This is a genomic window from Flavobacterium sedimenticola (assembly GCF_030053345.1).
Lineage (GTDB): Bacteria > Bacteroidota > Bacteroidia > Flavobacteriales > Flavobacteriaceae > Flavobacterium > Flavobacterium sedimenticola.
On the sequence record NZ_JASGBP010000001.1, the window covers coordinates 924,089 to 949,649 of the forward strand.

The following is a 25,561-nucleotide window of genomic DNA, read 5'->3' on the forward strand; positions in this document are numbered from 1 at the left end:
TATATGTATCGCAAACCCTTTCCTCAAGAAAGGGTTTTTTATTGTTCTATGCGAACTCGAAATGCTTATATTTGGGTAATCAATCTCTTTTCCATGAAACGCACCAAGAAAATTCTACAGTGGCTTTTAGTGATTATCCTTTTGGTTGTCATCCTCGGCACCGCTTATTTGCAATTCACCAAGCCAAATTACGAAGGCGAATACCAACTCCAACATTTAGAAAAAGAAACGACCGTTTTTTATGACGACTATGGTGTGCCACACATTTATGCCGACAACCAGAAAGATGCGATGACCACGTTGGGTTATGTTCATGCTCAGGATCGCTTGTGGCAAATGGAACTTATGCGTCGCATCGCACCGGGACGATTGGCAGAAATTTTCGGAACCCCGGCGTTGAAAACCGATCAGTTTTTTGCGGGTATCGGAATCGATGAGAATTCGGCTAAAGCCGTAAAACAGTTGGACAAAAAATCGCCGACGTATATTTTGGCGCAAGCCTATTTAGACGGCATCAATCAGTATATCGATAACGGCACCACTCCGGTGGAAATTCAACTGTTAGGCATAAAACAAGAAAAGTTTACCTTAAAAGACGTGTACAATATTCTCGGTTTTATGTCGTTTAGTTTTGCGATGGCTCAAAAAACCGATCCGCTTCTTACGGATATTCGAGACCGTTTTGGAATGGCGTATTTAAAAGATTTTGGTATCAACGGCGAATTGGGAATCCAACAGTTACAATCTCACCAAGGGAAATACAAAGAATACAGCGAAATCTCCAAATCGGTGGCCGCTTTGTTGGAAAGTTCACCGGTTCCCGCTTTTATCGGGAGTAACAGTTGGGTGATTGGTGCTGAAAAAACCAAAAACGGCAAAGTGATTTTGGCCAACGATCCGCACATCATGTACGCCCAACCCGGAACTTGGTACGAAGCCCATATCGTTTGCCCCGATTATGAAATGTACGGCTACTACATCGCCGGAACACCGTTTCCGCTTTTGGGACACAACCGTGATTATGCCTACGGTTTAACCATGTTTGAAAACGACGATGTGGATTTCTTTGCCGAAGAAGAAAATCCGAACAATCCGAAACAATACCAAACGCCGGATGGTTATAAAAATTATACGTACCAACAAAAAATCATCAAAGTCAAAGACAGTACTGAGGTCAAGTTGAATGTAAAAACGAGTCAGCACGGACCCATAGTCAACGGTTTGTTGGACGGTTTGCAAAGCGATACATCGGTGGCCATGTCGTGGATTTACACCCAACAAAAGAACCGCATTTTAGAAGCGGTTTACGCCTTGTCGCATTCGGAGAATTTAGCACATTTTCACAAGAGTATCGAATGGATTCACGCACCCGGACTCAATGTCATGTACGGCGACGCCAAAGGGAATATCGCTTGGATTACTTCGGGGAAACTCTATAAATTACCCAAAACCGTTAATGGTAATTTCATCTTAAATGGCGCTAACGGAACTGACGACCAAAAAGAATGGTTGCCGTTTGCTCAAAATCCGCAGGCGATAAATCCGCCTTGGCATTATGTGTACAGTTCGAATAACCAACCCGCGGCCATCAACGGCTATTTGTACCCGGGTTATTATTTGCCGAAAGACCGAGCCATGCGAATCGATGGTTTGTTAAAAGCCAAAAACGATTGGACCAAAGAAGACGTTTCAAAAATGATAGTCGATAATACGTCGGCAACGGCAGAAACCATTGTAACGCAAATGACTCAACCGTTGCAAACCAATGATTTCACAAGCAATGAAAAACAAGCGTTATCGGTGTTGCAATCGTGGAAAGCCACTCACGAATTGAAGGACATCGCACCAACGATTTACAACAAATGGTTTTATTTTTATTTGAAAGCGACTTTGGAAGACGAGTTCGGAGAAGAAAATTTCAAGCTATTACTCAGTACACATATCGTCAAACAACTCCTAGAGAACCAAACCGCAAATGCCGCTTCGCCGTGGTGGGACAATGTTACGACCAAGGATAAAAAGGAAACCCAATCGGAAATACTTACGAAGTCTTTCAAACAAGCGGTGGCTTCCTTAGAAACCCAATTGGGTACTGATGTTTCGCAATGGCAATGGCGCAAAGTACACCAAGTCACCTTCCAACATCCGATAGGGAAAGTGAAATTGTTCAGCGGCTTTTTTAATGTAGGTCCGTTCCCGATTTCGGGCACGAATGAAGTCATCAATAACCAATTGTTTATCTACACCGATGAGGCTGTAATTCCGGTGAAAGGCGGACCGTCAACACGAAGAATTATCGATTTCTCGGATATCGAAAACAGTTGGAGTGTGTTGCCGACGGGACAAAGCGGCAATCCGATGAGTAAGCATTACAGCGACCAATCGGAACTGTTTGTCAATGGGAAATTCAGAAAAATGAAGTTAAACAAGAAAGAAATTGAATCGGCTTCCACTAAAGTAGTGTTTCAACCGGCTCGTTAAAAGGCATCCGGGTTTTCAATGATTTGAGCGGCGCGTTGTTTGTGTCGGAACAATTCTTCGGGTTTCATTTTTTGCAGCAAACGCAACATCATTGCCATGCGTTGGTTGTTTTGGAAATGTGATTTTTTGTCGTCTAAAAAGTTCCAATACAAACTGTTGAACGGACAGGCGTTGTCGCCGAATTTGTCTTTCACCTTATAATGACAGGAGTCGCAGTAATTGCTCATTTTTTGGATGTAACTCCCCGAGGACACATAGGGTTTAGTAGCCAAAATGCCGCCATCGGCGTACTGACTCATTCCTCGTGTGTTGGGTAATTCTACCCATTCAATCGCATCGATGTACACGCCGAGATACCAAGCGTCAACCGCATCCGGATGACGTTGGGTGAGTAGTGAAAAATTCCCAATTATCATCAAACGTTGGATGTGATGCGCATAAGCGTCGTTCAAACTCTGACGCAAAGCATGATGCATACAATTCATTTTGGTTTCTCCGGTCCAATACATTTCAGGTAAAGGTTCTGGATTTTCCAAGGCATTCATTTGAGCATATTGTGGCATTTCTTTCCAGTAAATCCCACGCACAAACTCACGCCAACCCAAAATTTGACGCACAAAACCTTCAACTTGTGCCAAAGTTATGGTTTCTTGATTTTGGTAAAAATGCTGTACCACCGCATCGATGACTTCTCTAGGAGAAAGCATTTTGGAGTTCATGGCAAAGGACAAACGCGAGTGAAACAAATGCGGCTCGGCGGTGTGCATCGCATCTTCATACGTACCGAAATGTGGCAATAACTCATGACAGAAGTATTGTAGTTGTTCCAAGCATTCGGCTCTTGAAGTCGGCCAACCGAAATCATCTGGGTCAATGTGGCCAAAAGTAATGACACCGGCATTTTCAATTTCGGCTACCAACTCGGCTACTTTTTTAGAAAAGGTTTTTGCTTTCGGAACCGGTACTTCGCCTTTGTATTTCTTGCGGTTGTCGTGGTCAAAATTCCATTGGTTGCCCAATGGTTGCTCGCCTACCATCAGCACTCGGTGCTTTTTACGCATCATGCGGTAGAAGCTTTCCATGAGCAATTGTTTTTTGCCTTGGAAAAACCGATTCAGTTCGGTTCTGTCGGTATAAAAATGTTCCGTGTCACATGCTGTTGAAGAGATTCCTATAGTTTGACAAATTCTTTTTAATTGTTCGTCCAAACGGTATTCATCGGGAAGTTGGTACTCAAAATGGGTGATGCCATGCGTTGCAATTTCGCGTTGAATTAATGTTTCAAAATCGTGCAGATTATCCTTGTCTGAGATTTTATAATAGCGAACCTGATGTCCGTTTTGCTGCAGGTTTTCTGCAAAATTTTGCATGGCCAAAAAGAAGGCCGCAACTTTTTGAATATGGTGTCTCACATAATCCGTTTCTTGTCGCACCTCGGCCATCAAATAGTAAACGGTATTGTCTTTTTGTTGGAACCAAGAATGTTGCAGGTTCAGTTGGTCGCCTAAAATCAGTCGGAGTACTTTCATTTAAAATAAGCTCGTTTGTAACCAAAGTTTTTGAAACGCACCTTTGGTATCGTACATTTCTGCTTGGCGTTTGATATTGAATTTACGGTCACGCGGATCATTGCCTACGCCCGAGTTGTATAGCCAATTCCCGTAATTGGAATGCACATCGTAATCGAGTAACATACTCTCGAAATACGCGGCGGCTATGCGCCAATCCTGTTCCCATTCTTTGGCCCAAAAACTGGCTACGTTTTGACGGCCGCGATTGCTCATCCAACCGGTTTGTTGGAGTTCGATCATGTTGGCGTTTACGAAAGGTTCTTTGGTTTGTCCGTTGACCCATTGTTGGAAAGCTTTCGGGTGAAATTTCCAGTCGTAATTTTTTCCTAAAATGCCATGTAATTGGAAAATTTTGTTGCCGTGTTTGAGCGAAATGTATTTGAAATAATCGCGCCAAATGAGTTCGAAAATCAACCAATAGGTGTCTTCATTGGCTCCGATTTCTTTTTCGTAACGTTTCACTTCCCAATAAATGGTTCTTGCCGAAATACTGCCGTTGGCCAACCAAGCGGAAAGTTTAGAACTGTAGTCTTTGCCCACTAAACCGTTACGTGTCTTTTTGTACACGGATAGTTTTTGGGTTTTCCAAAAGTATTCTTCAATACGGGAAAGCGCCTGGTTTTCGCCGCCCTGAAAAGGAAAAGCGGTTTTCGGAGGTGTTTCGAAATCATCGAAACCTAAATCGGTTACTGAGGGAATTACAGTGGTGTTTTCAATCAAATTCGAGTCGGGAAGCTTGGGTGTTTCCAAACGACTTTTTACGCGTACCGTTTTTTCACATTGTTTGCGGAATTCGGTAAAGACTTCGGGGATTTTTTTGAATTCGGTGTACGGAATATCCTCGGGATGGAATAAAAACTGGTCGTAGGTTTCCTGCCAAGTGATGTTTTTCAGTTCACTTTTCAACGCTTTTGTAACTTCTGTTTCTTCCGAAGTCCATTCTCGTTGAAGATAAACAGCTTCAATATAGTAGTCTGCAATCAGTTTCGGAATCACTATTTCCGGTTTTTCGAAATACACCAACAAACTAATGTTTAACGTCAACAAATTGTTTCGCAATTCCTGAATCGTTTCCATCAGAAATTTAGCCCTGAACTTTTCCGTTTTCTTAAATCCAAATTGGGTATCGGCAAAATGCCTCGGGTCGAAGCAATACAAGGCAATGACTTGTTCGCTGCTTTTTACGGCTTGGTATAATGAGATTTGGTCGTTGACCCGCAAATCGTTACGAAACCAAACTAAGCTTGTTTTTTGTTTTTTCTGCATCGGTCACTACAATAAAGTACATCATTCCAATTTTTCTCCCATTTTTTGCACCAACTGAATGGCAATCCGCAGCTTTTGCAGATTTTTTCGGGTAAGTTCACTTTTTTATGAGCCATTTTTTAAGATTGATTTCGTTGGGGTGTTTGGTCGCGCATAGTCAAAGCGATCCACAATTTTAGGCAAACAATAGCCGTCCAATCCGTTGACAGCCACCACATCGGCTTGGTCGAGTTGGAGCCAATAATCATAGTGCACCATTTCGTCTCGGAAATGAATTTCTTCAATGGCCGCAATAATGTGAATGGTATTGTTCTCGGCAATGTCGTATTCGTTTACGTAGCGGCATAACAATTTTACCGGACTCTCTTTGACATACGGTACATCAATCATAGATAAGTATTCTTGTTCCAAACCCACCATGTCAAACTCGGAGATTTCGGCGTCATAGCCGGCAGAAGTTTGGTGTGCTTGAGCAATCATGTTTTGGGTAATATGGTTGACGGTGAAATAACCGGTCGTTTTGATGTTGTTGTAGGTGTTTCTGGGAACCACATTCGGGCGAAGAATAAAACCCAACAACGCCGGGTTGCTGCCCAAATGGGTAACACTGGAAAAAACAGCCACATTGGCAATACCATCTTTCGATTTGGTTCCGATGAGGTTGGCCGATTTGTAGCCGGTGCAACTGTTAATCAAGTTGAGACGATGTATTTTGGAGAGTGAATCCCATTCGGAACGGGTAATTTTCTTCATGCTTTTTTATTTCAAAGATAGTTTTTGTTTAATTTATATTAAAAATAATTAAACAAATTTTATGATTTCGGACAAATAAATGGGTGTCAGGCGTTTTACTTCCGCAATATTTGAGTAATTTTGCCTAACTTTTTTAGAAAATTTGATGCAGATTCCTCAAAAAATTGCTGTAGTCGGTTCGGGCTTAGTCGGAACCTTATTGGCAATTTACCTCAAGCGACAAGGCCATACGGTACATGTGTACGACAGAAGTCCGGATATTCGAACCGTGGAGTTCTCCGGGCGTTCCATTAATTTGGTGATGTCCCATCGCGGTTGGAAAGCCATGTCAGATGTTGGTTTGGATGATGAAATCAGAAAAATCGGGATACCGGTAGACAAAAGAGCGATTCATTTACAAGACGGGAAACTCAACTATCAGTATTACGGTAAAGACGGCGAAGCGATTTTTTCGTTGTCTCGTGGTGTGCTCAATCGGAGAATGATTGATTTGGCTGAAGCGGAAGGTGTTGAGTTTTTCTTCAACCATAAAATCTGGGACGTAACCTTGGCCACCGCAACGCTGCACATCGGAGAATCCGAAAGAGGCGAGTGGACCGAGTTGCATTATGATAAAGTGTTTGGCGCTGACGGTGCCTTTTCCAGAATTCGCCATCGCATGCAGCGCCAAAGTATGTTTGATTACTCGCAAGAGTTCATGAAGATCGGGTATAAAGAATTGCACATTCCCGCCAATCCCGACGGCACGCACAAAATAGACCAAAACTCGTTACACATTTGGCCGCGCGGTAATTTTATGTTGATGGCCTTGGCCAATCTGGACGGTAGCTTTACCTGTACGTTATTTATGCCTTTTGAAGGTGAAAACTCGTTTGAGCAACTCAAAGACGAAGCCACGTTGGTCGATTTCTTTGCGCATTATTTCCCCGATACCGCTGCCGTAATTCCCGATTTGGTGGAAGACTTTTTTAAAAATCCAACAAGCTATTTGGTGATGATGAAATGTTTTCCGTGGACATTTGAAGATAAAGTAGCCTTAATCGGTGATGCTTCGCATGCGATTGTGCCTTTTTACGGTCACGGTATGAATGCCGGTTTTGAAGACATTACCGTATTGTTTGAAATGATTTCGAAATACGGCGACGACTGGAAAACTATTTTTTCCGAATACGAGCAATCGCGCAAACCCAATGCCGATGCCATAGCCGAATTATCGCGCAGAAATTTCATCGAAATGAGCACCAAAACGGCCGATTCCAACTTCCTGTTGCAAAAGAAAATCGAAAAATGGTTTTCCGACAAACATCCCGATAAATGGATGCCGCTCTACAGTCGCGTGACCTTTAGTTTGCAACCCTATTCCGAAGCCTTGGCGATAGGCGACTTCCAAAACAAAATCATGGAAGAAGTCATGCAAATGCCGAATATTGAAGAAAAGTGGAATAGTGTTGAAGTCGAGAACAAAATTATTGATTTGTTGAAGTAATTTTTAGGAGCTTTATCCGGCTGTGCGCTCTATCTTTTTACTTGTTCTCGATACTTTTGTTTCGCTTCTCGAATGCATCGAGAAACAAAACAAAAACTCGAACTGACGTAAAAAGGATGCCGCTGCCATCCGGGCTAAGCTATTCAGCTTCCCGATGCACTTTTGTAAAATCGAATGCCGGTTGGCAAATGGCAATGTATTCACACGGTTCATCAAACGGATTGGAATATTGTACCCGCGTATTTTTTTCAATTTTAATCGATTGGCCGGCTTCTAAAATTACCGTTTCGCCTTCAATAATAAACTGCTTTTTCCCCGATATGATATAGGTGTATTCGTCAAACTCGGGCGTTTGAAACGGTTCCCTCCATTTAGGCGGCGCTATCATGTGCGCTATGGAAATGTTTGGATTGTTGGTAGTGGCGTTACCGTGGTGTTCTTCGATAAGTTTGCCATCAGTGGTTGGCACCACAAAAGGCGTTTTTTGAATAAAGTACTTTTTCATGTCCTAAAAATTAATCCCAAGTATATTTCCAACTGCCGTCACTTTGCTTTTTCCAAACCGTGTGGAAAACACCTTTGAATTCGCGTTCTTTTCCTTGGTAATCTTTGATAGACCACACATACGTACCATAGGTATAGCCCATGCTGCCGTCTTGGGAGACATCTACAAAATCAGGCGTCCAAGTCACTTTAGCCGATTGGTATTTTTGATCGCTGTAATACAGTTTGATGTTTTCTTTGCCGATAATCAGCGTGTCGTTTTCCCGTTTGATGACCGCATTGCTGTCGGCAAAAGTATAAAACGCTTCAGGGATGCCTTTGGTTTGTGCCATTACTTTAAAGTCTTCCTCGGCTTTTAAAACTTCTTTTTTGACGGGTTCCAAGTCGAGTTGGGTTACCGCTTCTTTTTTAGTACAGCCCAAAAAGGCAATAGTAAGGAGTGCTACGATTATTTTTTTCATAATTCGATTACTTTTTAAAGATAAAATATACGGCTAAAATCAAGAATACAAAACCCACTGCATGATTCCAACGAAAGGTTTCGTTTTTAAAAAACAGCATGGAGAAAATCACAAAAATGACTAAGGTAATTACTTCTTGTATGACTTTTAACTGCATCAGTGAAAACGGTCCACCATTGCCTTGAAAACCAATTTTGTTGGCCGGAACCTGAAAGCAATATTCAAACAAAGCCAAACCCCAACTGATTAAAATAATGGTAATCAATCCGGCATTTTCAAACCATTTGAGTTCTTTAAATTTCAGATGTCCGTACCAGGCCAACGTCATGAAAACATTGGATAGCACTAATAAAGTTATGGTTAAAAACGACTTCATTATTTTCGGAACAATTTATTTAGAATGCCAAATACACCCCGAATAAAAGTAGCACTGGTCACTACTTTAGTCACCGATTTTCCGATGACTTCCGCGGTGCTCGGTTCGTTGGGTTTACGCTGTTCCTGTTGGGCTTCAACTTCGGCTTCGGCTTGTTGGTTAACGGCTTCAATTTTTTGCGTCAGCATTTCGTAAGCACTCTCTCGGTCGATTTCTTCAGCGTATTTTTTAACCAATTTTGATTTGGCGTTGATTTCCGCAATTTCAGCTTCGGTTAAAACATCCATGCGACTCATGGGAGCGCGCATCATGGTAGCCGCTAGCGGAGTAGGAATTCCTTTTTCGTTCAGTGCTGTGACAAAGGCTTCTCCGATACCTAAAGAGGTGAGTACTTCATCTATTTTATAATAATCGGATACCGGATAATTTTCGGCGGTTTGTTTGATGGCTTGGCGGTCTTTGGCGGTAAAGGCTCTCAACGCGTGCTGAATTTTTAAACCCAATTGCGCTAAAACACTCGCCGGAACATCCATAGGGTTTTGGGTGATAAAATACACACCGATGCCTTTGGAGCGAATGAGTTTGATGATGGTTTCAATTTGATCCAAAAGCGCTTTGCTGGCTTCATTAAAAATCAGATGCGCTTCATCAATAAAAATGACCAACTCGGGTTGTTCCACATCGCCTTTCTCGGGCATTTGCTGGTAAATTTCGGCTAACAAGCTCAGCATAAAGGTAGAAAAGAGTTTGGGTTTGTCCTGAATGTCGGTCAATCGCAGAATGTTTACGTAGCCTTTCCCGTTTTCGTCAATGCGCATCAAATCGTCAATGTCAAATGATTTTTCGCCGAAGAAAATATCGCCGCCTTGTTGTTCCAATTCGATGATTTTACGCAAAATAATTCCGGTAGTCGCCGTCGAAATTTTACCGTAATGTTCTTCAATTTCGGCTTTGCCTTCCTCGGAAATGTAGTTAATGACTTTTTTGATGTCTTTCAAATCCAACAAAGGCATTTGATTGTCGTCGCAATATTTAAAAATTACCGCCATCACACCGGCTTGGGTGTCATTAAGGTCCAGAATTCGGGAGAATAGCACCGGTCCGAATTCCGACACGGTAGCCCGTAATCGCACACCGTTTTGTTCCGATAACGACATCAATTCTACCGGAAACCCTTCGGTTTTGTAGGGAATATTGATTTTGGCGTGACGTTCTGTGATAAAAGGTTTTTCTTCGCCTGCCTTGGCAATGCCGGAAAAATCACCTTTGATATCCATCATTAAAACGGGTATTCCGAAAGAAGATAACTGTTCGGATAGGACCTGTATGGTTTTGGTTTTTCCGGTACCGGTAGCGCCGGCAATTAATCCGTGACGATTTAAGGTTTTTAATGGGACTTTGACAAAAGTATCCGGCAATGCATCACCATTTAAAATAGCGCCGCCCAGAATAATGCTGTCTCCATTAGTGCTGTAACCTTCGTTGATGTAATTTGAAAACTGGATAGTGGCAGACATTGAAAAACAATTTAATATTATAAAGGTAACGCAAAATAATGCAAAATGAAAAATTATCAAAAAGTTAATTGTTTTCGTTTTCTGTAAAAAATCAGGTAATTTTAAAATTCACAAAAACTTAACCTTAGAAATACATTTTCAATACTTTTCACGTTATAGTTGTAATGTGGATTTAATTCTCGAAAAAACACCTATATTTTTGGATAATATTTAAGGAATGTTTTAAATGTTGCTCAAACCCTTGAGAAATCGAGAGAAAACAAGTGTTATTAAAATTAAAAAAAGTTTTTTTATTTCGAGTAAAAAATTAAATTTGCTCCTATTCAAGTTTATTAACAACTAAAACTTATAATTTATTTAAAACAATTAAAATTTAAAAAAAATGGCAAACGTTAAAAAAGAAAGTGGTTCAAACGGAGGAAATGTGTTCTCTGGAATTGTGATTGTAGCATGTATTTTGATCGGATGGTTAGTGTGGTATTTCATAATGGGAGATGGTTCAAACTTTGAAGGAGGAGATAATACAGGGCATCCACTGCCAGGAAACTATTTAGCAATGGTTTACAAAGGTGGTGCTATCGTTCCTGTGTTGATGGGGTTATTGTTGATGGTTGTGGTGTTCTCTATTGAGCGTTTCTTTGTGATTTCTAAAGCAGCCGGAAAAGCTAATTTGGATACATTCATGAGAAATGTACAAACCAGCATCAAAGGCGGTAACATCGAGGATGCGATCAGTGCTTGTGACAAACAACAAGGTTCCGTAGCGAATGCCATCAAAGCCGCTTTGGTAAAATACCAAGAAGTAAAAAAAGAAGGATTTACCAGTGAAGAAGCTTCTGAAACACTTCACAAAGAAATTGAAGAAGCTACTTCCTTAGAAATGCCGATGTTAGAGAAAAATTTAACAATCCTTTCCACTTTAGTAGCGTTAGGAACTTTGGCAGGATTATTAGGAACAGTAACCGGTATGATTAAAGCGTTCGGTGCTTTGGCAACGGCTGGAACTCCGGATCAAGCAGCTTTGGCCAACGGTATTTCTGAAGCGTTGATTAACACCGCTACCGGAATTTCCACTTCAGCTTTAGCTATCGTAACCTATAACTTCTTTACCTCTAAAATTGATACGTTGACTTACTCGATTGATGAAGCAGGTTCAACCATTGTGAACACTTACAGAAAATTCAGAGGAAGTTTAAAATCATAATTAGTTCATATTCTAATTATCTAAAACAATAGAATAATGGCTAAAATAAAAATGTCAAAAAAGTCAACTTCCATCGACATGACGGCGATGTGTGACGTGGCTTTCTTATTATTGACGTTCTTCATCCTGACGGCTACGGCAAAAGTGCCGGAACCGTTACCGGTAGACACACCGAACTCAACAGTGCAAACTAAATTGCCTGAAACCGGTTTGGTGATGATTACCGTTGGGAAAAGTGACGGCAAAGATCAGGTGTTTTTCGGAATGAAAGACAGAGCTGTTCGATCCGGTGCTTTGGACTATATGGCTCAAAAGTATAAAGTTCAATTTACCGATCAACAAAAAGCTCAGTTTGCATTGGTTGAAGAGTTTGGGGTGCCTATGGGAGCATTGCCGGCATTGTTGGACTTGAAAGGTGCCGACAGAGCCAAAAAAGGTGTGCAATCGGGTATACCATTGGATTCTCTCGATAACCAGTTGCAAGATTGGATTCAATACGCCAGAAAAGCAAATATCGACAACGGGGGAACCAAAGAGTTGGAGTTTGCTATCAAAGGTGATGCTAAAGAATTATATCCACAGATTAAAAAAGTTATGGATATATTACAGGACCAAAAAATCAATAACTTTAATTTGGTTACCGGTTTAAGAGGTAAAGATTATCAATAATAAAAACGATTAGAAATGGCTGAATTAAATACCGATGACGGTGGAGGCAAGAAAGGTGGCGGCAAAGTTAGAAGTAAGAAGTCCAATGCAAAAGTGGACCTTACGGCTATGGTGGACCTGGCGTTCTTATTGATTACCTTCTTTATGTTAACGACTTCTTTGTCTAAACCGCAGTCTATGGACTTGGGGTTGCCCGATAAAGATGATGATCCTACCAAGAATAAAGAGGTGAAAACTGACCAAAGAAGAACCATGACTATAATCTTAGGGAAAGACAATAAGATTAAATGGTTTCATGGGCTTCAGAACGAGCCTGAACCGGGCGGATCACCGACCAATGCGGTTTACGGCAAAAACGGAATCCGTAAAGAGATTCTAAAACGAGTAGCTTCTGTACCACAAGTTACCGGAGATCCTAAAAAAGGGTTAATTGTGATTATTAAGCCTACCCAAAAATCTAATTATCGTAACTTAGTGGATATATTAGATGAGATGGCAATTTGCAATGTACCAACGTATGCTATCGTTAATGACTTTTCTGATGATGAAAAGAAATTAGCTGAAGAGATGAACAAGTAAGGCTGAGGCACTGCTATAAAACATTAAGAAAATGAAATTAGACTTATTTACAAGACAATGGATTGACATTGTGTTTGAAGGGCGAAACAAAGCCTACGGAGCTTACGAGCTGCGTCAGGAGAACCCTAAGGTTACGATGCGTTCTTTGCTTATCGGAGCATTAATTTTCTCTTTCGCTGTGGCTTCACCGTTAATCATCAGTTTGATTCCGGAAGGAAATGATGATGAGGCTAATATGGATAAGAAAATTGTAACCGTAAAGTTGCCTCCGAAAGAAGAGCAACCCAAAGACCTTCCGCCACCGCCACCGCCACCGCCAAAAGTGGATCAGGTGAAATTCGTTAAACCGGTGGTTGCTAAAACGGAGGAAGTAACGGAAGAGCCACCAAAGATTGAAGAAATCAAAGATAAAAAATTGGGAGATGAAACCATTAAAGGAGATCCTGATGCGCCTTTGACTATTGAGCCTGTGGGCAATGGACCAAGCGTAGTAGAAGAAGATAACAACATCTACAACACCGCCGGTATCGAGGTGAAGCCTGATTTCCCTGGAGGTTTGGAAAAATTCTACAAGTTTGTGGGTAAAAATTTCCAAGTTCCGGAAGAGGAAGGGTTAAAAGGGAAAATCTTTGTGACTTTCGTAGTAGAAAAAGATGGTTCTTTAACAGATATCAAGGTAATCAGAGATATTGGTTATGGTACCGGAAAAGAAGCGATCAGAGTATTAAAATCATGTCCGAAATGGAATCCCGGTGAGCAAAACGGAAAAAAAGTGAGAGTATTGTACTCACTTCCTATTTCTATCCAATCAGCGGAATAATGATTACAAGATTTATAGAAAACTTTCAGAAGAAATCGCTTAAAGAGCGATTTCTTCTCGTTATAGGCATACTCTTTTTTTTGATTTATTTAACACTTGGTCTAATGATTATCCTTTGGAAGTCATTACCCTTAACATTGCCTTATAATTACAGAATTGTTTTTGGAATTCTATTGATTGTATATTCTTTTTTACGATTTTTGCGTTTCTTTAATAAAGACTAGCCAAATGAACAAACTCACCAAAACGATAGTAGGCTTTTTAGTGCTTTCATTGCTTTTTGTCTTAGCCTGTCAGAATAATAAAGGTGAAAAGACTGACACCATTTTGGAAGGTAAAGCTTCTATTTATGTAGATGAATCTATTTTACCTATAGTTGAAGATGCAGAAGCCGTATTTGAAGTTCAATACCGAGCAAAGCTTCATTTGGTGCCACAGTCAGAGAATGAAGTGTTGAATTCAATGTTTAAAGATACCGCCAAAATTGCGATACTAACCAGAACTTTAACCGAAGATGAATTAAAAGCATTCCAATCAAAAAAGATTAATCCGAGAATAACGCCTTTTGCGACAGATGCTGTTGCTTTTATCAGGAATAAAAAAGCCAATGATACGCTTATTGTCTTACAAGATGTAATCGATTTTATTAAAGGTAAATCTGTTCCGGGTATAAAAGGGTTGGTGTTTGACAATGCCAACTCAAGTACAGTCCGTTTTTTGTCTGAAAAAGCCGGGGTAGTCATCAGCAATCAAAAAGGGATTTTTTCTCAAAAGAATAATGAGGATGTTATAAAATATGTAGCCGAGAATGAAGGTTTGGTCGGTGTTATCGGGATGAATTGGATTTTTCAACCCCCATTGGAGTTACAAGAGCAGGTTGATAAGGTTAATGTTTTGGGCGTAAAAGGGAATGATTCAAGTGAGTTTATCTTTCCAACTCAAGATAACCTGGCGATAGGTAAATATCCTTTGGCACGTCATTTGTACATCGTGAACTGTCAGGGTTACTCCGGTTTAGGAATGGGATTTGCTTCTTTTCTCGGCGGCGAAAGAGGACAGCGAATTATATTAAAGTCAGGATTAGTCCCGGAACGCATACCCACACGGAAAATTGTGGTCAGAAATAAGATAATAAAAGATAAAAATTAAAAATTGCGACATGAAAAGATTTAAAATATTCAGCTTAGCGCTAATCGCCACTACAGTGGCCAATGCACAGGATTTAGAACAAGCGAAAAAAGCTATTGATGCTGAACAATTTGAGAAAGCCAAATCGCTGTTAAAATCAGTAATACAAGCCAAACCGGGAAATGGTAGAGCCGCTTTTTTGTTGGGTAATATTTACTTAAAACAAAATATTGCCGATTCTGCAACCATTTATTTTCAAAAAGGATTAACCGGTACCGAAGGAGCCAAACTCAATAATATAGGTTTAGGACAAATGGATTTGGATGCCAATAACAAAGCGGCAGCAAAGGCTAAATTTGACTTAGCAACTAAAGATTTGAAGAAGAAAGATACGGAGGAATATGTGGCTGTGGCTCGTGCATACATGAATGCCGATAAACCGGATTATGCCGCTGCCATAGCTGTTTTAACCAAAGCGGCTACCGCTAATCCTACCGATGCTCAAGTACAATTGGCTTTAGGAGATGCTTATTACGGTGATAAAAAGCAAAACGAAGCCTATGTAGCCTATCGTAATGCTTATCAGGCTGATAGCAGTTTGTTGAGAGCTAAAATGCAATTGGGTGTTTTATTGAAAGGTGCTAAAGCTTATACCGAAGCCGTAAAAGCATATAACGAAGTAATTGCTATCAACCCGAACTACGGTCCGGTGTACCGTGAATTAGCAGAAACTTATTATTTGTGGGGTAACAATGTGCCGACCACATACAATGAAAATATCCAAAAAGCATTAGGCTTTTATGAGAAGTATATGAGTTTGACCGATTACTCGGTAACCTCTCGTATGCGTCATGCCGACTTTTTGATTTTAGCAAAAGATTATAAAGCTCTGGAAGTAGAGGCCAACAAGATGAAAGAAATTGATGGTGTGAACCCGAGAATTTTGAGATATTTAGGATATTCTGCTTACGAAAACGGTAATGCGGATGCGGCTTTAGAGGCATTGCAAAAATTCACCTCCAATCCAACCAACAAAATCATCCCGCGGGATTACTTGTACTTAGGACAAGCGAAAATCAAAAAAGGAATTTCTGTTGACGGAAAAACAGTAGATGCCACTTTGTTGGCCTCGGCAGTTGAGGATATCAAAAAAGCTGTTGAGATGGAACCTTTGGCGGCTAACGAATTAAATGAATTGGGGAAAAAATTATACGATCAAAAATTATTCGGTGCTGCAGCAGCTGTTTTCGAAATAGCCGTGACGGTTCCTACTTCTAAAAACTATTTGATTGACAATTTTTATCTCGGAAATGCCATTTATTATGATAACACTCGAAAAGACGTCGTAAAAGCCGACCCTATTGCTTTACAAAAAGCCGATACCGCTTTCGGTAATGTTATCACAGCGTCACCAACCACAGCCGATGCCTATTTGTTTAGAGCCAGAACAAATCGTTTGGCTGAAAATGATGAAGCTATGGCCAACAATTATCAGTTGTATGTTGATACGGTAACGGCTAAAGGCGAAGCCGAAGTAACCAAAAATAAAGCTAAATTTATAGAGGCGTATAACAACATGGCAGCTCATTATGCTAACACTGATAAGGCAAAAGCCAAAGAAATGTTTAACAAGACATTGGCGTTAGATCCAACCAACAGCTACGCTATGGAATCGTTAAAATTATTAAAGTAGTTATCTGAAAGTAATATTACAAACCGTTCTGTTCACAGGACGGTTTTTTTATGGCAAATCGTTTTCAAATAAGTATCTTTGCCCACTATATCAAAAGTAATGTTATCAAAAGAAACACAATTGGCCGTTGAAAAAGGGGAAATGCTTCCGCTCATGGAGGAATTTTATACCATTCAAGGCGAAGGATTTCATACCGGAACCGCTGCTTATTTTATTCGAATCGGAGGTTGTGATGTGGGCTGTCATTGGTGTGATGTAAAAGAAAGCTGGAATGCTGAACTACACCCGCCAACGGCAACAGATACCATTGTAGATAATGCGGCAAAATATGCCGACACGGTTGTAGTTACCGGAGGGGAGCCGCTAACGTGGGATATGAGTGTACTGACAAAAAAGCTAAAAGATAAAAACCTAAAAGTACACATTGAAACTTCGGGAGCTTATCCGGTTTCGGGTCGTTGGGATTGGTTTTGCCTGTCGCCCAAAAAAACCAAACTACCGGTACCGGAGGCCTATGCCCTAGCGCACGAACTTAAGGTAATTATTTACAACAAACACGATTTTATTTTTGCCGAAGAACAAGCGGCCAAAGTAAATTCGAATGCCATTCTTTTTTTACAACCCGAATGGAGTAAAAAAGAAGAAATGACACCGCTCATAGTCGATTATGTAATGCAAAATCCCAAATGGCGTGTCTCTTTACAAACACACAAATACTTAAATATCCCCTAGTTTATGAAGTGGTTCCGTTTTTTTATTTTCCTGCTTTTTCCTTTTATGACCTTCGCTCAAATTGATGGAGAAGATGAAGTGTATTTAGCAGGAGACTTAATAGAGGCCAAATTTAATGGCGGAGGTTTGGAGAAGTTTAATGCGTTTATCGATAAAGAGTTTGACAATTCCAAAGTGACCAAATCCGGTACTATGGTGGCCGCTTTTACTATAGGAACCGACGGAACTGTTAACGCCATCAAAATTGTTCAAATGTTGGATGTTGAATCGGCTAAAGAAATGATTCGCGTCTTAAAAAAATGCCCCAAATGGGAACCGGCCAAACGCGGCGGTAAACCGGTGAGCATCGAAATGAAATATCCGATGACGTTCACCATTAAAGAAAAGGCGAGTCCGCTAACCGTTATTCCTTCTCCACATATTCCTGTGGAAAATGGAGCCGAAGACAACAACATCTACAATACAGCCGGTATTGAAAAAAAGCCTGATTTTCCCGGTGGGCTTCAAGAATTTTACAATTATGTAGGTAAAAATTTTAAAGTGCCGAATGTTAAAGATTTGAAAGGCAAAATTTTCGTGACTTTTGTGGTTGAAAAAGACGGCAGTATTGCCGATGTTAAGGTAATCCGAGACATGGGTTACGGAACCAAAGAAGAAGCCATTCGGGTATTAACCCTAAGTCCTAAATGGATTCCCGGCGAGCAGTCCGGAAAAAAAGTGAGAGTGATTTATTCGCTTCCCATAAGCATCCAATCTAAATAAATACTAATAACTATTATAAAACTAAAAAAGATGAAAAAATTACTTTTTGTTGTTGCCTTTGCTATGGCTACCCAATTCGGTTACTCACAAGACAAACCTACGCGTGAAGAAGTAGAGCAAGTGATTGAAAAAAGCGGTGCTTCCGGTCAGATGAACGCTGCCAAAAAACAAGTTTTGGGTATGATTCCTAAAGAAAAACAGGCGGCTTTTGTGATTGAATTTGATGCTTTGTTAAAAAAAGTCAACAGCTCTACAGTAGATTTGTATATGCAAGAATATACAAAAGAAGATGTCAAAGCCATGTTGGCATTTTACAACAGTCCGGTTGGAAAAAAAATGGCTGAAAAATCAGAAATCATCGCCCAAAAATCGCAAGAGTCCATGATGGCGTTACAAGGCGAATTACAAGCGTTGGTGATGAAATACATGCAATAAATTGCCATTCAAATATTTTGTTAAATCCCGAGCGTCTCGTTCGGGATTTTTTATTTTTACACCTTAATATCATCAATCACAAAAATCTATGAGTGTTTCTCCTTTTTTATTGGATCCGAGTATTACATTTTTAAACCATGCTTCTTTCGGCGCTTGTCCGAAACCTATTTTTGAGGAATTTCAACGATTTCAGCGCGAACTCGAGGCGGAACCGGTGCACTTTATTCAAAAAAAATTACCCGTATACCTCAAAGCGGCTAAGAAACCGTTAGCGGAATTTATCGGTTGCCATCAGGACGACTTTTTCTTTGTGCCGAATCCGACCATAGCCATCAATACGGTGATGCGCAGTTTACAATTACAGCCGGGCGATGAAATTTTGGCGACCAATCACGAGTATGGCGCTATGGACAGAACCTGGAACTTTTATTGCCGAAAAACGGGTGCCAAATACATTCGCCAGCCCATAAGTTTGCCCATTGTTTCTAAAGAACAAATCATTGAAGAGTTCTGGAAAGGCTATAGCAGCAATACCAAAGTCGTTTTTTTAAATCACATATCCAGTTCGACTGCTTTGATTTTTCCGGTGAAAGAGATTTGTGATAAAGCGCAGGAGCTGGGCCTAATTACTATCGTGGATGGTGCGCATGTTCCGGGTCACATCGATTTGAATATAACCGATTTGAATCCGGATTTTTATACCGGAACCTTACACAAATGGATGTTAGCGCCTAAAGGCAGTTCGTTTTTGTACGTTAAAAAAGAATTTCAGGACGATTTGGATCCGTTGGTGGTGAGTTGGGGTTATGAAAGTGTGGCGCCCGGTGAGAGCCGGTTTTTGGATTACCATGAATACCAGGGTACCAACGATTTTTCGGCGTATTTGTGTACGCCCACTGTAATCGAATTCTTAGAGCAACAGCATTGGAAAGCCACTTCCAAAGTATGCAAACAATTGGTTTTTGACCACTACCAACGCTTTTGCGATTTGCTGCAAACCCAACCTTTAGCGCCGATTACGGAGGAGTTTTTAGGGCAGATGGCCAGCATTCCGGTAAAAACATCGCGACTGGCGGAATTGAAAGACGTGTTGTATGACCGTTATAAAATCCAAATTCCGGTGATGCCGTTGAACGGAGAAGTGTATTTGCGGTATTCGATTAATGTGTACAATTCGCAAAAAGATTTGGAAGTGCTGTACGAAGCTTTGGAGGACATTCTGAACACCTCCGATTTGATAGAACGCTAAGGCCCTAGCCCGGATAGGAGTGGCATCCTTTTTTGTTTTGCATCCGACAAGGCTTCGACAGGCTCAGCCTGACAAAGCTATGGGCAAAACAAAAAAGATAGAACGGATAGCCGGAATCAGCTTCTAAATAAGAAAAAATTATACGGTAAGTCGCGCCAAATAATCGAAATGATCGCCTTCGAGGAGCAGTTCGCACTGCAACCCATTGGCATGCGCCGCGTTTTGCAGCGTATTGTAATCGAGATACAGCCACGGAAACGGGTCTTCGGTTTGGCCTTTGTAATGAACGGTAAAGGTCAATTCGCCGTAGTAGCCATCGGCCGGTACCAGATAGGCACCGTCTTGGTCTTGGTCAAACATGTAAATGATATCGGAACTGTCAATCAAAATTTGCCCGTTGGGCGTTAAAAGCGATTTCAACTTCTGCAGGTATTTTGTGGTTTGGGCCAGGGTTCCGAAGATGCCCGTACCGTTCATGAGCAACAGTATGGTGTTGAAGGATTCGTTTTCCAATTCCAGTAGATGTTGTGCCCTGGCGTTTTTTACCCCGCGCAACTGACAAGCTTTTATGGCGTTTTGCGAGATGTCGATAGCGGTAACCTCGAATCCTTTTTGCTGAAGATAAAGGCTGTGACTTCCGGCACCGCAACCCACATCGAGGATTTTACCTTTGGCGAGTTGCAATGCTTTTTTTTCGATTTTCGGCATGTCGTTGTAGGTGCGAAAAAGATACGCCACGCTCATGGTGTCCGCTTCCGAAATGTTGGTTTCGGTAATCAAATCTTCCGGAGCATGGTTGGTTTGGAAATCGAGTAGAGCCTGGCCGAATACGTCTTTCATTAATTTTAGTTTCAGGTTTCAGGTTTCAAGTTTCAAAGTTCTTAACTTTGCGGTATCCAACGTCAAACCTGAAACTTGAAACAAATTTTAAATAGCATTCAAAAGTTAGCCAAAGATAAGCATATCGAAAACAAAAAGTATTTTGATAAGCTCAAAAAGAAAACGCCGAAAAACTTGGATTATGTGATGCAGGAGTTGCATGAAGCCGAATTCAGGAAAACCGATTGTTTGACGTGTGCCAATTGTTGTAAAACCACCGGACCGTTGTTTACCTTGGCTGATATCGAACGAATTGCCAAGCATCTCAAACAAAAACCGCAGCAGTTTATTGACCGTTATTTGCGTATCGACGAAGACAACGATTATGTGTTGCAAAGAGTGCCTTGTACGTTTTTGGATGCTGAAAATCATTGTATGATTTACGAAGTGCGACCCAAAGCGTGTCGAGAGTTTCCGCACACCGACCGAAAAAAGTTCCAACAAATTTCCGATTTGACGCTGAAGAATGTGGCTATTTGTCCGGTCGCTTATAATATTGTGGAAGCTATGAAGAAAAAATTACCCTTATAAAATGACTGTTTACAAATCTAAAATCGACTGGTGGTTGATTATCGTAATCGGCGTTCTTTTTTGTTATCCGATTGTGGAAGGAATCATAACAAAAGACTATTTCCTGTCTCTTGTTTTTTTCGGGCTAATCAGCTTAATTTTTTTGATGTTTAAATCGATTAAATACAAAATCGACGGTCAGTTTCTTATCATTTGGTGGATTAAAATTGATATCCTGAAAATCAAAAAAATCTACAGCACTAACAATCCGTTGAGTTCACCGGCCTTATCATTAGATCGTATAGCGGTGACCTACAATAAATTTGATGAAGTGTTGATTTCACCTAAGAAAAGAGCCGAGTTTATTGCAGAACTGCTCAAAATCAATCCGAATATCGTAGTAGAAGTTTAATGCACTTTGGTCAGCCGAATCCATTTGCCGTAGGTAAGTTGTCGCCAAATCCACTCCAACGGACCAAATTCAAAATAGCGCAACCACAACCGACTTAAGAAAGCTTGCAACGCATAGAAACTTATGGCAATCAGCGGAAAGAATACCGAACCGGTTTTGCCGAATAATGCGAGTCCGGTTCCGTAAAAAAATAAGTATGCCGAGCTACTTTGTAAGATATAATTGGTGAGCGTCATTTTACCGACAAAACCAAAAAAAGTGAAAGTATTGGCATTTCTCATATACAGTAAAACAATACTGCACACGTAAACAAAAGCCATCGGAATCACACTCAACGCATAGGTAGCCGCCTCCAGTACTTGAGGAACATCTTTCACAAATACGTTGATGTATCCAAAGAGTAAGGTTGTTGGAAAACCTAAAAGAAACATTTGCTTTCGAAACCGAATCAGAAACGATTTTTTCTCGTTTAGATGTTCATACCATCGGTTCCGACCAATCATCATGCCTATCAGAAACAGCGCCAAAACTTTAGGAAATCGATTCGACTCGAATAATCCGCCCCAACGGTAATAAAATCCGGACACCAATAAATCCTTAATTTGAGAATAATCGGCCTTTTGAACTAAAACAATAAAGTCAGTGTTGGAAGCAATGCCCATTTTTTTATCGACTTCGCCTCCTCTTTTATAAAAGTACATTTCAGGGGCGAACTTGCCATGGCTGAGTTCTCGAGTTGCGTCTAAAAGAATCGGACTCAAAATCAAACAAACCGCAATAACCAGAATCGACTTATTCGATAATTTGGCAAAAAGCGGCAGCAACAATCCCAATAGAGCATACAACAATAAAATGTCGCCTTCCCACAACAAAAAAGCATGTGCCAATCCTATTCCGATAAGGATAATCAGTCTTTTGTAAAAGATGAGGATGCCTTTTGATTTGGTTAAGAAAACCGCAAAGCCAATGCCAAACAGAAGTGAAAAAATAGAATAGAATTTCCCGTCTATAAAAGCAAAATGAATAAAATCGTATATCCGATTGGCTTCGGCTGTAGGCAGGTCGTTTTTTTGTTTGAAAGTCAAAAAAACATACCCCGAAAAAACACCTAAGTTGGATATAAAAACGCCAAACAGCGCAATGCCTCTGAGGATGTCTAAAATTGGAGAACGTGAGCCGGCAGCAACAGGTTGATTCATAAGCAATTATTTAGTAAGCTAAATGTACTAAATAATGCATTGAAAATCAGATTTTTATTGGTAAATCAAATAAGGTTGTCGCATGGTTTTAAAATCAGCCAATCCTTTTTCCCATGTTTTTCGGATGTCGGCTTCCGAAACACCGTCTGTAATTTGTTGTTGTAATTTTGGGGTACCTGCCAATTTGGTGAAGAAGTCGTTAAAGAATTTGGTTTTGTCTGAGGTGGTATTGTAGGCTTTAATCAACCATTTTAGTTCCAAACGGGTCACTCTTTGAATTTGAGTCAAATCTTCGCCATAACACAATTGGTTTTTATGCATCGGTTCTTTGGCACCGAAATTCGGTACCGGGGTAAAACTAAAGTCGCTTTTCGGTAAAAAAGGCGAACCGTAAATTTGGAATTGCTTCTCGGTGCCACGCCCCACACTCACATTGGTGCCTTCGAACAAGCACAGGCTGGCATACAAATTTATAGCCTGATCGTTCGGTAAATTGGGCGAGGGTTTTACGGGTAACGAATAAGCCCTACTTCGTTGGTAGTTCAAACACGGAATTACAGTCAAGCGACACGTTGCTCCGTTTTTTAACCATTTTTCACCATTAATCATTTGAGCGTATTCGCCAATAGTCATACCATGTAACAACGGAATCGGATGCATGCCCACAAAGCTGCTGTGTTCTTTTTCTAAAACCGGTCCGTCAACGATACCGCCGTTCGGATTCGGTCTGTCTAAAACCAGCAGTGTAAGGTTGTTTTCCGCACAGGCTTCCATAATATAATGTAGCGTAGAAATGTACGTGTAAAATCGAGCGCCCACATCCTGCAGGTCAAATACCATCACATCAATACCGGCCAGCTGTTCGGGTTTTGGTTTTTTATTGTTGCCATACAGCGAAATTATCGGCAAACCGGTTTGGGTGTCTTTGCCGTCTTTAATCAGTTCACCGGCATCGGCTGTCCCGCGGAAGCCGTGTTCGGGCGCATAAATTTTTAGGAGGTTGATTTTTTGGGTTAATAGATAATCGACAACATGAGTCTTGTTCGAAAGTATCCCGGTTTGATTGGTTACGATGCCCACTTTTTTGTCCTTTAATAAGGGTAAGTAAGCGGCCGTGTTGTCGGCTCCCGTTTGTATTGCTGTTGACGGAGTCTTGACTTCAGTCATTTCTTCTTCCTTTTTCGTTATCTCTCTTCCCTTTTGGCTTCCGCAAGAAACCATTAGCAAAACCGAGAATAAAACTGTATTTTTGAACACCAAATTTGAAATCATACCGTTGAAATTAGAATATTTTATTGCCCAAAGGCTTGTCTCCGCAAAAGACCATAAAAGTAGTATTTCCGCACCAATAATAAAAATTGCGGTTACGGCTATTGCTTTAGGTATTATTATGATGGTGGTTTCCGTGGCCACCGGTATTGGCTTGCAACAAAAAATACGCCAGAAAGTATCGGCCTTCAACGGTCATATTATAATAACCGGCTACAACGATAACAACTCCGATGTCAGTACCCAACCCATTTCCATTCGTCAAAGTTTTTATCCGGCTTTTACCAATGTTAGCGGAATTACCCATGTGCAGGCCGTAGCGAGTAAGGCCGGAATCATTCGAACCGCCACTGCTTTTGAGGGGATTATATTTAAAGGTGTCGGGAAAGAATATCAATCGGCCAATATAAAAGAATATTTAGTCCAAGGTCGTTTCCCGCAAGTTAACGCCGCACTCAACGAGGAAGTGCTTATTTCGCAATACCTTTGTGACCGACTCGGGTTACATCTCGGCGATCGCTTTGTGACCTATTTTATGAAAGAAAACAATGAAGGCTACAACCTGCGCAATTTTAAAATTGTCGGGATTTACAATTCGGGCTTTCAGGAATTCGACGCCAACTACATCCTAGGCGATATTCGCCACATCCAACGCATCAACAAATGGAAGCCCGATCAAGTGGGTTCTTTCGAAGTTTTCATCGAGGATTTTACCCAAATCCGCCAAAAAGGGGAAGAAGTGTACAATGAAACCGCTTCTACGCTCGACTCTCAAACCGTAGAAAATAAATTTTATTACATCTTCGAATGGCTCAAACTCTTTGATGTTAACATCATTGTTATTCTTATCGTCATGATACTCGTGGCTACTATTAATATGGTGGTGGCGCTGTTAGTGCTTATTTTAGAGCGTACCCAAATGATTGGTATTTTAAAATCATTAGGGGCTAACAATTGGTCGGTTCGAAAAATTTTCCTGTACAATGCGCTGCATCTTATCAGCCGTGGCTTGCTTTGGGGTAACGCCATCAGCATCGTCCTCTTGTTGCTTCAAAAGTATTTCGGTATCGTTAAACTCAATCCCGAAAGTTACTATGTCAACGTGGCGCCTGTCGATATTAATCTCTGGTATATCCTATTGCTCAACTTGGGAACCGTAGTTATTTGCCTTTTGGTGTTGCTGTTGCCCTCCTATATTATTACTAAAATTACACCTTCCCAATCCATACGTTTCGATTAAGGAGCGAAAGGTTCGGGTTATATTTGGATACGGTATTCCCGCTTTACGCACTACAAGCCTGCCGAAGTCAGGCATGGTAGTTGCTTCAATCGGGGCTAAGCGGTGATGGTTTGGTTTTTTTCGGTTGCGGGTATTTAAAAATTTGCTTTGTAAAAAACGCGCAATCAGGGGTTTGTAAAAAAGATGTAAAAAGTGGCAAAAAATATTTGGAAAGAGGGAAAAAAGATTTCTATATTTGCACCCCGCAAGAGAGGGATGGTGCTTTGAAAAACTGTGAAACGAGGAATTTAAAATAAATTCAAAAATAATTTTAAAATTACTTGTTAGTTTAAAAAAGATGCTTACTTTTGCACCCGCTAATCGAGA

General features: G+C 40.8%; 26 protein-coding genes. 15 read left to right on the top strand and 11 right to left on the bottom strand.

The window, feature by feature from the left end:
- Positions 1-93 precede the first annotated feature (93 nt).
- Entirely contained in the window at positions 94-2,481 is a 2,388-nt protein-coding gene (locus QHT84_RS04135) for a penicillin acylase family protein (protein ID WP_283238268.1), read from the top strand.
- Here QHT84_RS04135 and QHT84_RS04140 read toward each other — a convergent pair.
- Genes QHT84_RS04140 through QHT84_RS04155 form a run of 4 tightly spaced genes read right to left on the bottom strand, consistent with a single transcriptional unit; the run spans position 2,478 to position 6,071 of the window.
- A complete protein-coding gene (locus tag QHT84_RS04140; protein ID WP_283238269.1) occupies positions 2,478-4,010 on the bottom strand; it encodes a cryptochrome/photolyase family protein in 1,533 nt (510 codons plus the stop codon). The two genes, QHT84_RS04135 and QHT84_RS04140, sit on opposite strands and share 4 nt — an antisense overlap.
- Positions 4,011-5,318 carry a DASH family cryptochrome gene (locus QHT84_RS04145; RefSeq protein ID WP_283238270.1) on the bottom strand — a complete coding sequence of 436 codons (1,308 nt, stop codon included), beginning with the start codon at positions 5,316-5,318 and terminating at the stop codon, positions 4,011-4,013. It lies immediately after the preceding gene.
- Positions 5,291-5,434 carry a DUF2256 domain-containing protein gene (locus tag QHT84_RS04150; protein ID WP_283238271.1) on the bottom strand — a complete coding sequence of 48 codons (144 nt, stop codon included), beginning with the start codon at positions 5,432-5,434 and terminating at the stop codon, positions 5,291-5,293. Before QHT84_RS04150 ends, QHT84_RS04145 begins: the two co-directional genes overlap by 28 nt.
- Positions 5,424-6,071 (bottom strand): flavin reductase family protein, encoded by a 648-nt coding sequence (locus QHT84_RS04155; RefSeq protein ID WP_283238272.1) that lies wholly within the window; start codon positions 6,069-6,071, stop codon positions 5,424-5,426. The genes QHT84_RS04150 and QHT84_RS04155 overlap by 11 nt, the downstream gene beginning before the upstream one ends.
- A gap of 145 nt (positions 6,072-6,216) precedes the next feature.
- Between QHT84_RS04155 and QHT84_RS04160 the strand changes: the two genes are divergently transcribed.
- The gene (locus QHT84_RS04160; RefSeq protein WP_283238273.1) at positions 6,217-7,557 is read left to right on the top strand and encodes an FAD-dependent oxidoreductase; all 1,341 of its coding nucleotides are present in this window, start codon (positions 6,217-6,219) and stop codon (positions 7,555-7,557) included.
- Positions 7,558-7,696: 139 nt separating this feature from the next.
- Here QHT84_RS04160 and QHT84_RS04165 read toward each other — a convergent pair whose 3' ends face one another.
- The 4 genes from QHT84_RS04165 to QHT84_RS04180 are packed head-to-tail and all read right to left on the bottom strand — an operon-like array spanning position 7,697 to position 10,415.
- Positions 7,697-8,062 (bottom strand): cupin domain-containing protein, encoded by a 366-nt coding sequence (locus QHT84_RS04165; RefSeq protein WP_283238274.1) that lies wholly within the window; start codon positions 8,060-8,062, stop codon positions 7,697-7,699.
- Between the two features lie 10 nt (positions 8,063-8,072).
- Complete coding sequence (locus QHT84_RS04170; RefSeq protein WP_283238275.1) at positions 8,073-8,522, bottom strand: YybH family protein; 450 nt, start codon at positions 8,520-8,522, stop codon at positions 8,073-8,075.
- A 7-nt stretch (positions 8,523-8,529) separates the two neighbouring features.
- Positions 8,530-8,898 (bottom strand): DMT family protein, encoded by a 369-nt coding sequence (locus QHT84_RS04175; protein ID WP_283238276.1) that lies wholly within the window; start codon positions 8,896-8,898, stop codon positions 8,530-8,532.
- Positions 8,898-10,415, bottom strand: coding sequence for a helicase HerA-like domain-containing protein (locus tag QHT84_RS04180; protein WP_283238277.1), 1,518 nt, complete (start codon positions 10,413-10,415; stop codon positions 8,898-8,900). Before QHT84_RS04180 ends, QHT84_RS04175 begins: the two co-directional genes overlap by 1 nt.
- Positions 10,416-10,797: 382 nt before the next feature.
- On the opposite strand from QHT84_RS04180, the gene QHT84_RS04185 reads away from it, so the two are divergent.
- From QHT84_RS04185 to QHT84_RS04235, 10 genes are all read left to right on the top strand, one after another.
- Positions 10,798-11,619, top strand: a complete 822-nt coding sequence (locus tag QHT84_RS04185; RefSeq protein WP_283238278.1) for a MotA/TolQ/ExbB proton channel family protein — start codon at positions 10,798-10,800, stop codon at positions 11,617-11,619.
- A gap of 36 nt (positions 11,620-11,655) precedes the next feature.
- Entirely contained in the window at positions 11,656-12,288 is a 633-nt protein-coding gene (locus tag QHT84_RS04190; protein ID WP_283238279.1) for an ExbD/TolR family protein, read from the top strand.
- 15 nt (positions 12,289-12,303) lie between these two features.
- A complete protein-coding gene (locus QHT84_RS04195) occupies positions 12,304-12,867 on the top strand; it encodes an ExbD/TolR family protein (protein WP_283238280.1) in 564 nt (187 codons plus the stop codon).
- A 31-nt stretch (positions 12,868-12,898) separates the two neighbouring features.
- On the top strand, positions 12,899-13,687 hold the full coding sequence (locus QHT84_RS04200; protein WP_283238281.1) for an energy transducer TonB: 789 nt from the start codon (positions 12,899-12,901) through the stop codon (positions 13,685-13,687).
- Between the two features lie 228 nt (positions 13,688-13,915).
- A complete protein-coding gene (locus QHT84_RS04210; RefSeq protein ID WP_283238283.1) occupies positions 13,916-14,836 on the top strand; it encodes a PstS family phosphate ABC transporter substrate-binding protein in 921 nt (306 codons plus the stop codon).
- A 10-nt stretch (positions 14,837-14,846) separates the two neighbouring features.
- Positions 14,847-16,508, top strand: a complete 1,662-nt coding sequence (locus QHT84_RS04215) for a tetratricopeptide repeat protein (RefSeq protein WP_283238284.1) — start codon at positions 14,847-14,849, stop codon at positions 16,506-16,508.
- Between the two features lie 99 nt (positions 16,509-16,607).
- On the top strand, positions 16,608-17,240 hold the full coding sequence (locus QHT84_RS04220; protein WP_283238285.1) for a 7-carboxy-7-deazaguanine synthase QueE: 633 nt from the start codon (positions 16,608-16,610) through the stop codon (positions 17,238-17,240).
- 3 nt (positions 17,241-17,243) lie between these two features.
- Positions 17,244-18,002, top strand: coding sequence for an energy transducer TonB (locus QHT84_RS04225; protein ID WP_283238286.1), 759 nt, complete (start codon positions 17,244-17,246; stop codon positions 18,000-18,002).
- A 30-nt stretch (positions 18,003-18,032) separates the two neighbouring features.
- A complete protein-coding gene (locus QHT84_RS04230) occupies positions 18,033-18,437 on the top strand; it encodes a DUF2059 domain-containing protein (protein WP_283238287.1) in 405 nt (134 codons plus the stop codon).
- 88 nt (positions 18,438-18,525) lie between these two features.
- Positions 18,526-19,686: an aminotransferase class V-fold PLP-dependent enzyme gene (locus tag QHT84_RS04235; RefSeq protein WP_283238288.1), complete on the top strand. Its 1,161-nt coding sequence runs from the start codon at positions 18,526-18,528 to the stop codon at positions 19,684-19,686.
- Between the two features lie 138 nt (positions 19,687-19,824).
- Here the strand turns inward: QHT84_RS04235 and QHT84_RS04240 are convergent, their stop codons facing one another.
- Positions 19,825-20,526: a class I SAM-dependent methyltransferase gene (locus QHT84_RS04240; RefSeq protein ID WP_283238289.1), complete on the bottom strand. Its 702-nt coding sequence runs from the start codon at positions 20,524-20,526 to the stop codon at positions 19,825-19,827.
- 75 nt (positions 20,527-20,601) lie between these two features.
- Between QHT84_RS04240 and QHT84_RS04245 the strand changes: the two genes are divergently transcribed.
- Both QHT84_RS04245 and QHT84_RS04250 read left to right on the top strand, forming a co-directional pair.
- Positions 20,602-21,096 (top strand): YkgJ family cysteine cluster protein, encoded by a 495-nt coding sequence (locus tag QHT84_RS04245; protein ID WP_283238290.1) that lies wholly within the window; start codon positions 20,602-20,604, stop codon positions 21,094-21,096.
- Between the two features lies 1 nt (position 21,097).
- Positions 21,098-21,487, top strand: a complete 390-nt coding sequence (locus QHT84_RS04250) for a PH domain-containing protein (protein WP_283238291.1) — start codon at positions 21,098-21,100, stop codon at positions 21,485-21,487.
- Here QHT84_RS04250 and QHT84_RS04255 read toward each other — a convergent pair.
- Together QHT84_RS04255 and QHT84_RS04260 are read right to left on the bottom strand one after the other, a co-directional pair.
- Positions 21,484-22,686 carry a DUF418 domain-containing protein gene (locus tag QHT84_RS04255; RefSeq protein ID WP_283238292.1) on the bottom strand — a complete coding sequence of 401 codons (1,203 nt, stop codon included), beginning with the start codon at positions 22,684-22,686 and terminating at the stop codon, positions 21,484-21,486. The two genes, QHT84_RS04250 and QHT84_RS04255, sit on opposite strands and share 4 nt — an antisense overlap.
- A 54-nt stretch (positions 22,687-22,740) precedes the next feature.
- Positions 22,741-23,958 (bottom strand): exo-beta-N-acetylmuramidase NamZ family protein, encoded by a 1,218-nt coding sequence (locus QHT84_RS04260; protein ID WP_283238293.1) that lies wholly within the window; start codon positions 23,956-23,958, stop codon positions 22,741-22,743.
- Positions 23,959-23,962: 4 nt separating this feature from the next.
- Between QHT84_RS04260 and QHT84_RS04265 the strand changes: the two genes are divergently transcribed.
- On the top strand, positions 23,963-25,195 hold the full coding sequence (locus tag QHT84_RS04265; RefSeq protein WP_283238316.1) for an ABC transporter permease: 1,233 nt from the start codon (positions 23,963-23,965) through the stop codon (positions 25,193-25,195).
- Positions 25,196-25,561 lie beyond the last annotated feature (366 nt).

Excerpts from the sequence above, each read along its gene's own strand:
- QHT84_RS04220 (WP_283238285.1), top strand. The coding sequence starts at position 16,608 with ATGTTATCAAAAGAAACACAATTGGCCGTTGAAAAAGGGGAAATGCTT.
- QHT84_RS04210 (WP_283238283.1), top strand. The coding sequence starts at position 13,916 with ATGAACAAACTCACCAAAACGATAGTAGGCTTTTTAGTGCTTTCATTG.
- QHT84_RS04225 (WP_283238286.1), top strand. The coding sequence starts at position 17,244 with ATGAAGTGGTTCCGTTTTTTTATTTTCCTGCTTTTTCCTTTTATGACC.
- QHT84_RS04240 (WP_283238289.1), bottom strand. The coding sequence starts at position 20,526 with ATGAAAGACGTATTCGGCCAGGCTCTACTCGATTTCCAAACCAACCAT.
- QHT84_RS04195 (WP_283238280.1), top strand. The coding sequence starts at position 12,304 with ATGGCTGAATTAAATACCGATGACGGTGGAGGCAAGAAAGGTGGCGGC.
- QHT84_RS04135 (WP_283238268.1), top strand. The coding sequence starts at position 94 with ATGAAACGCACCAAGAAAATTCTACAGTGGCTTTTAGTGATTATCCTT.
- QHT84_RS04190 (WP_283238279.1), top strand. The coding sequence starts at position 11,656 with ATGGCTAAAATAAAAATGTCAAAAAAGTCAACTTCCATCGACATGACG.
- QHT84_RS04140 (WP_283238269.1), bottom strand. The coding sequence starts at position 4,010 with ATGAAAGTACTCCGACTGATTTTAGGCGACCAACTGAACCTGCAACAT.
- QHT84_RS04170 (WP_283238275.1), bottom strand. The coding sequence starts at position 8,522 with ATGAAAAAAATAATCGTAGCACTCCTTACTATTGCCTTTTTGGGCTGT.
- QHT84_RS04160 (WP_283238273.1), top strand. The coding sequence starts at position 6,217 with ATGCAGATTCCTCAAAAAATTGCTGTAGTCGGTTCGGGCTTAGTCGGA.
- QHT84_RS04255 (WP_283238292.1), bottom strand. The coding sequence starts at position 22,686 with ATGAATCAACCTGTTGCTGCCGGCTCACGTTCTCCAATTTTAGACATC.
- QHT84_RS04165 (WP_283238274.1), bottom strand. The coding sequence starts at position 8,062 with ATGAAAAAGTACTTTATTCAAAAAACGCCTTTTGTGGTGCCAACCACT.
- QHT84_RS04235 (WP_283238288.1), top strand. The coding sequence starts at position 18,526 with ATGAGTGTTTCTCCTTTTTTATTGGATCCGAGTATTACATTTTTAAAC.
- QHT84_RS04155 (WP_283238272.1), bottom strand. The coding sequence starts at position 6,071 with ATGAAGAAAATTACCCGTTCCGAATGGGATTCACTCTCCAAAATACAT.
- QHT84_RS04180 (WP_283238277.1), bottom strand. The coding sequence starts at position 10,415 with ATGTCTGCCACTATCCAGTTTTCAAATTACATCAACGAAGGTTACAGC.
- QHT84_RS04260 (WP_283238293.1), bottom strand. The coding sequence starts at position 23,958 with ATGATTTCAAATTTGGTGTTCAAAAATACAGTTTTATTCTCGGTTTTG.
- QHT84_RS04150 (WP_283238271.1), bottom strand. The coding sequence starts at position 5,434 with ATGGCTCATAAAAAAGTGAACTTACCCGAAAAAATCTGCAAAAGCTGC.
- QHT84_RS04175 (WP_283238276.1), bottom strand. The coding sequence starts at position 8,898 with ATGAAGTCGTTTTTAACCATAACTTTATTAGTGCTATCCAATGTTTTC.
- QHT84_RS04250 (WP_283238291.1), top strand. The coding sequence starts at position 21,098 with ATGACTGTTTACAAATCTAAAATCGACTGGTGGTTGATTATCGTAATC.
- QHT84_RS04185 (WP_283238278.1), top strand. The coding sequence starts at position 10,798 with ATGGCAAACGTTAAAAAAGAAAGTGGTTCAAACGGAGGAAATGTGTTC.
- QHT84_RS04145 (WP_283238270.1), bottom strand. The coding sequence starts at position 5,318 with ATGCAGAAAAAACAAAAAACAAGCTTAGTTTGGTTTCGTAACGATTTG.
- QHT84_RS04230 (WP_283238287.1), top strand. The coding sequence starts at position 18,033 with ATGAAAAAATTACTTTTTGTTGTTGCCTTTGCTATGGCTACCCAATTC.
- QHT84_RS04200 (WP_283238281.1), top strand. The coding sequence starts at position 12,899 with ATGAAATTAGACTTATTTACAAGACAATGGATTGACATTGTGTTTGAA.
- QHT84_RS04215 (WP_283238284.1), top strand. The coding sequence starts at position 14,847 with ATGAAAAGATTTAAAATATTCAGCTTAGCGCTAATCGCCACTACAGTG.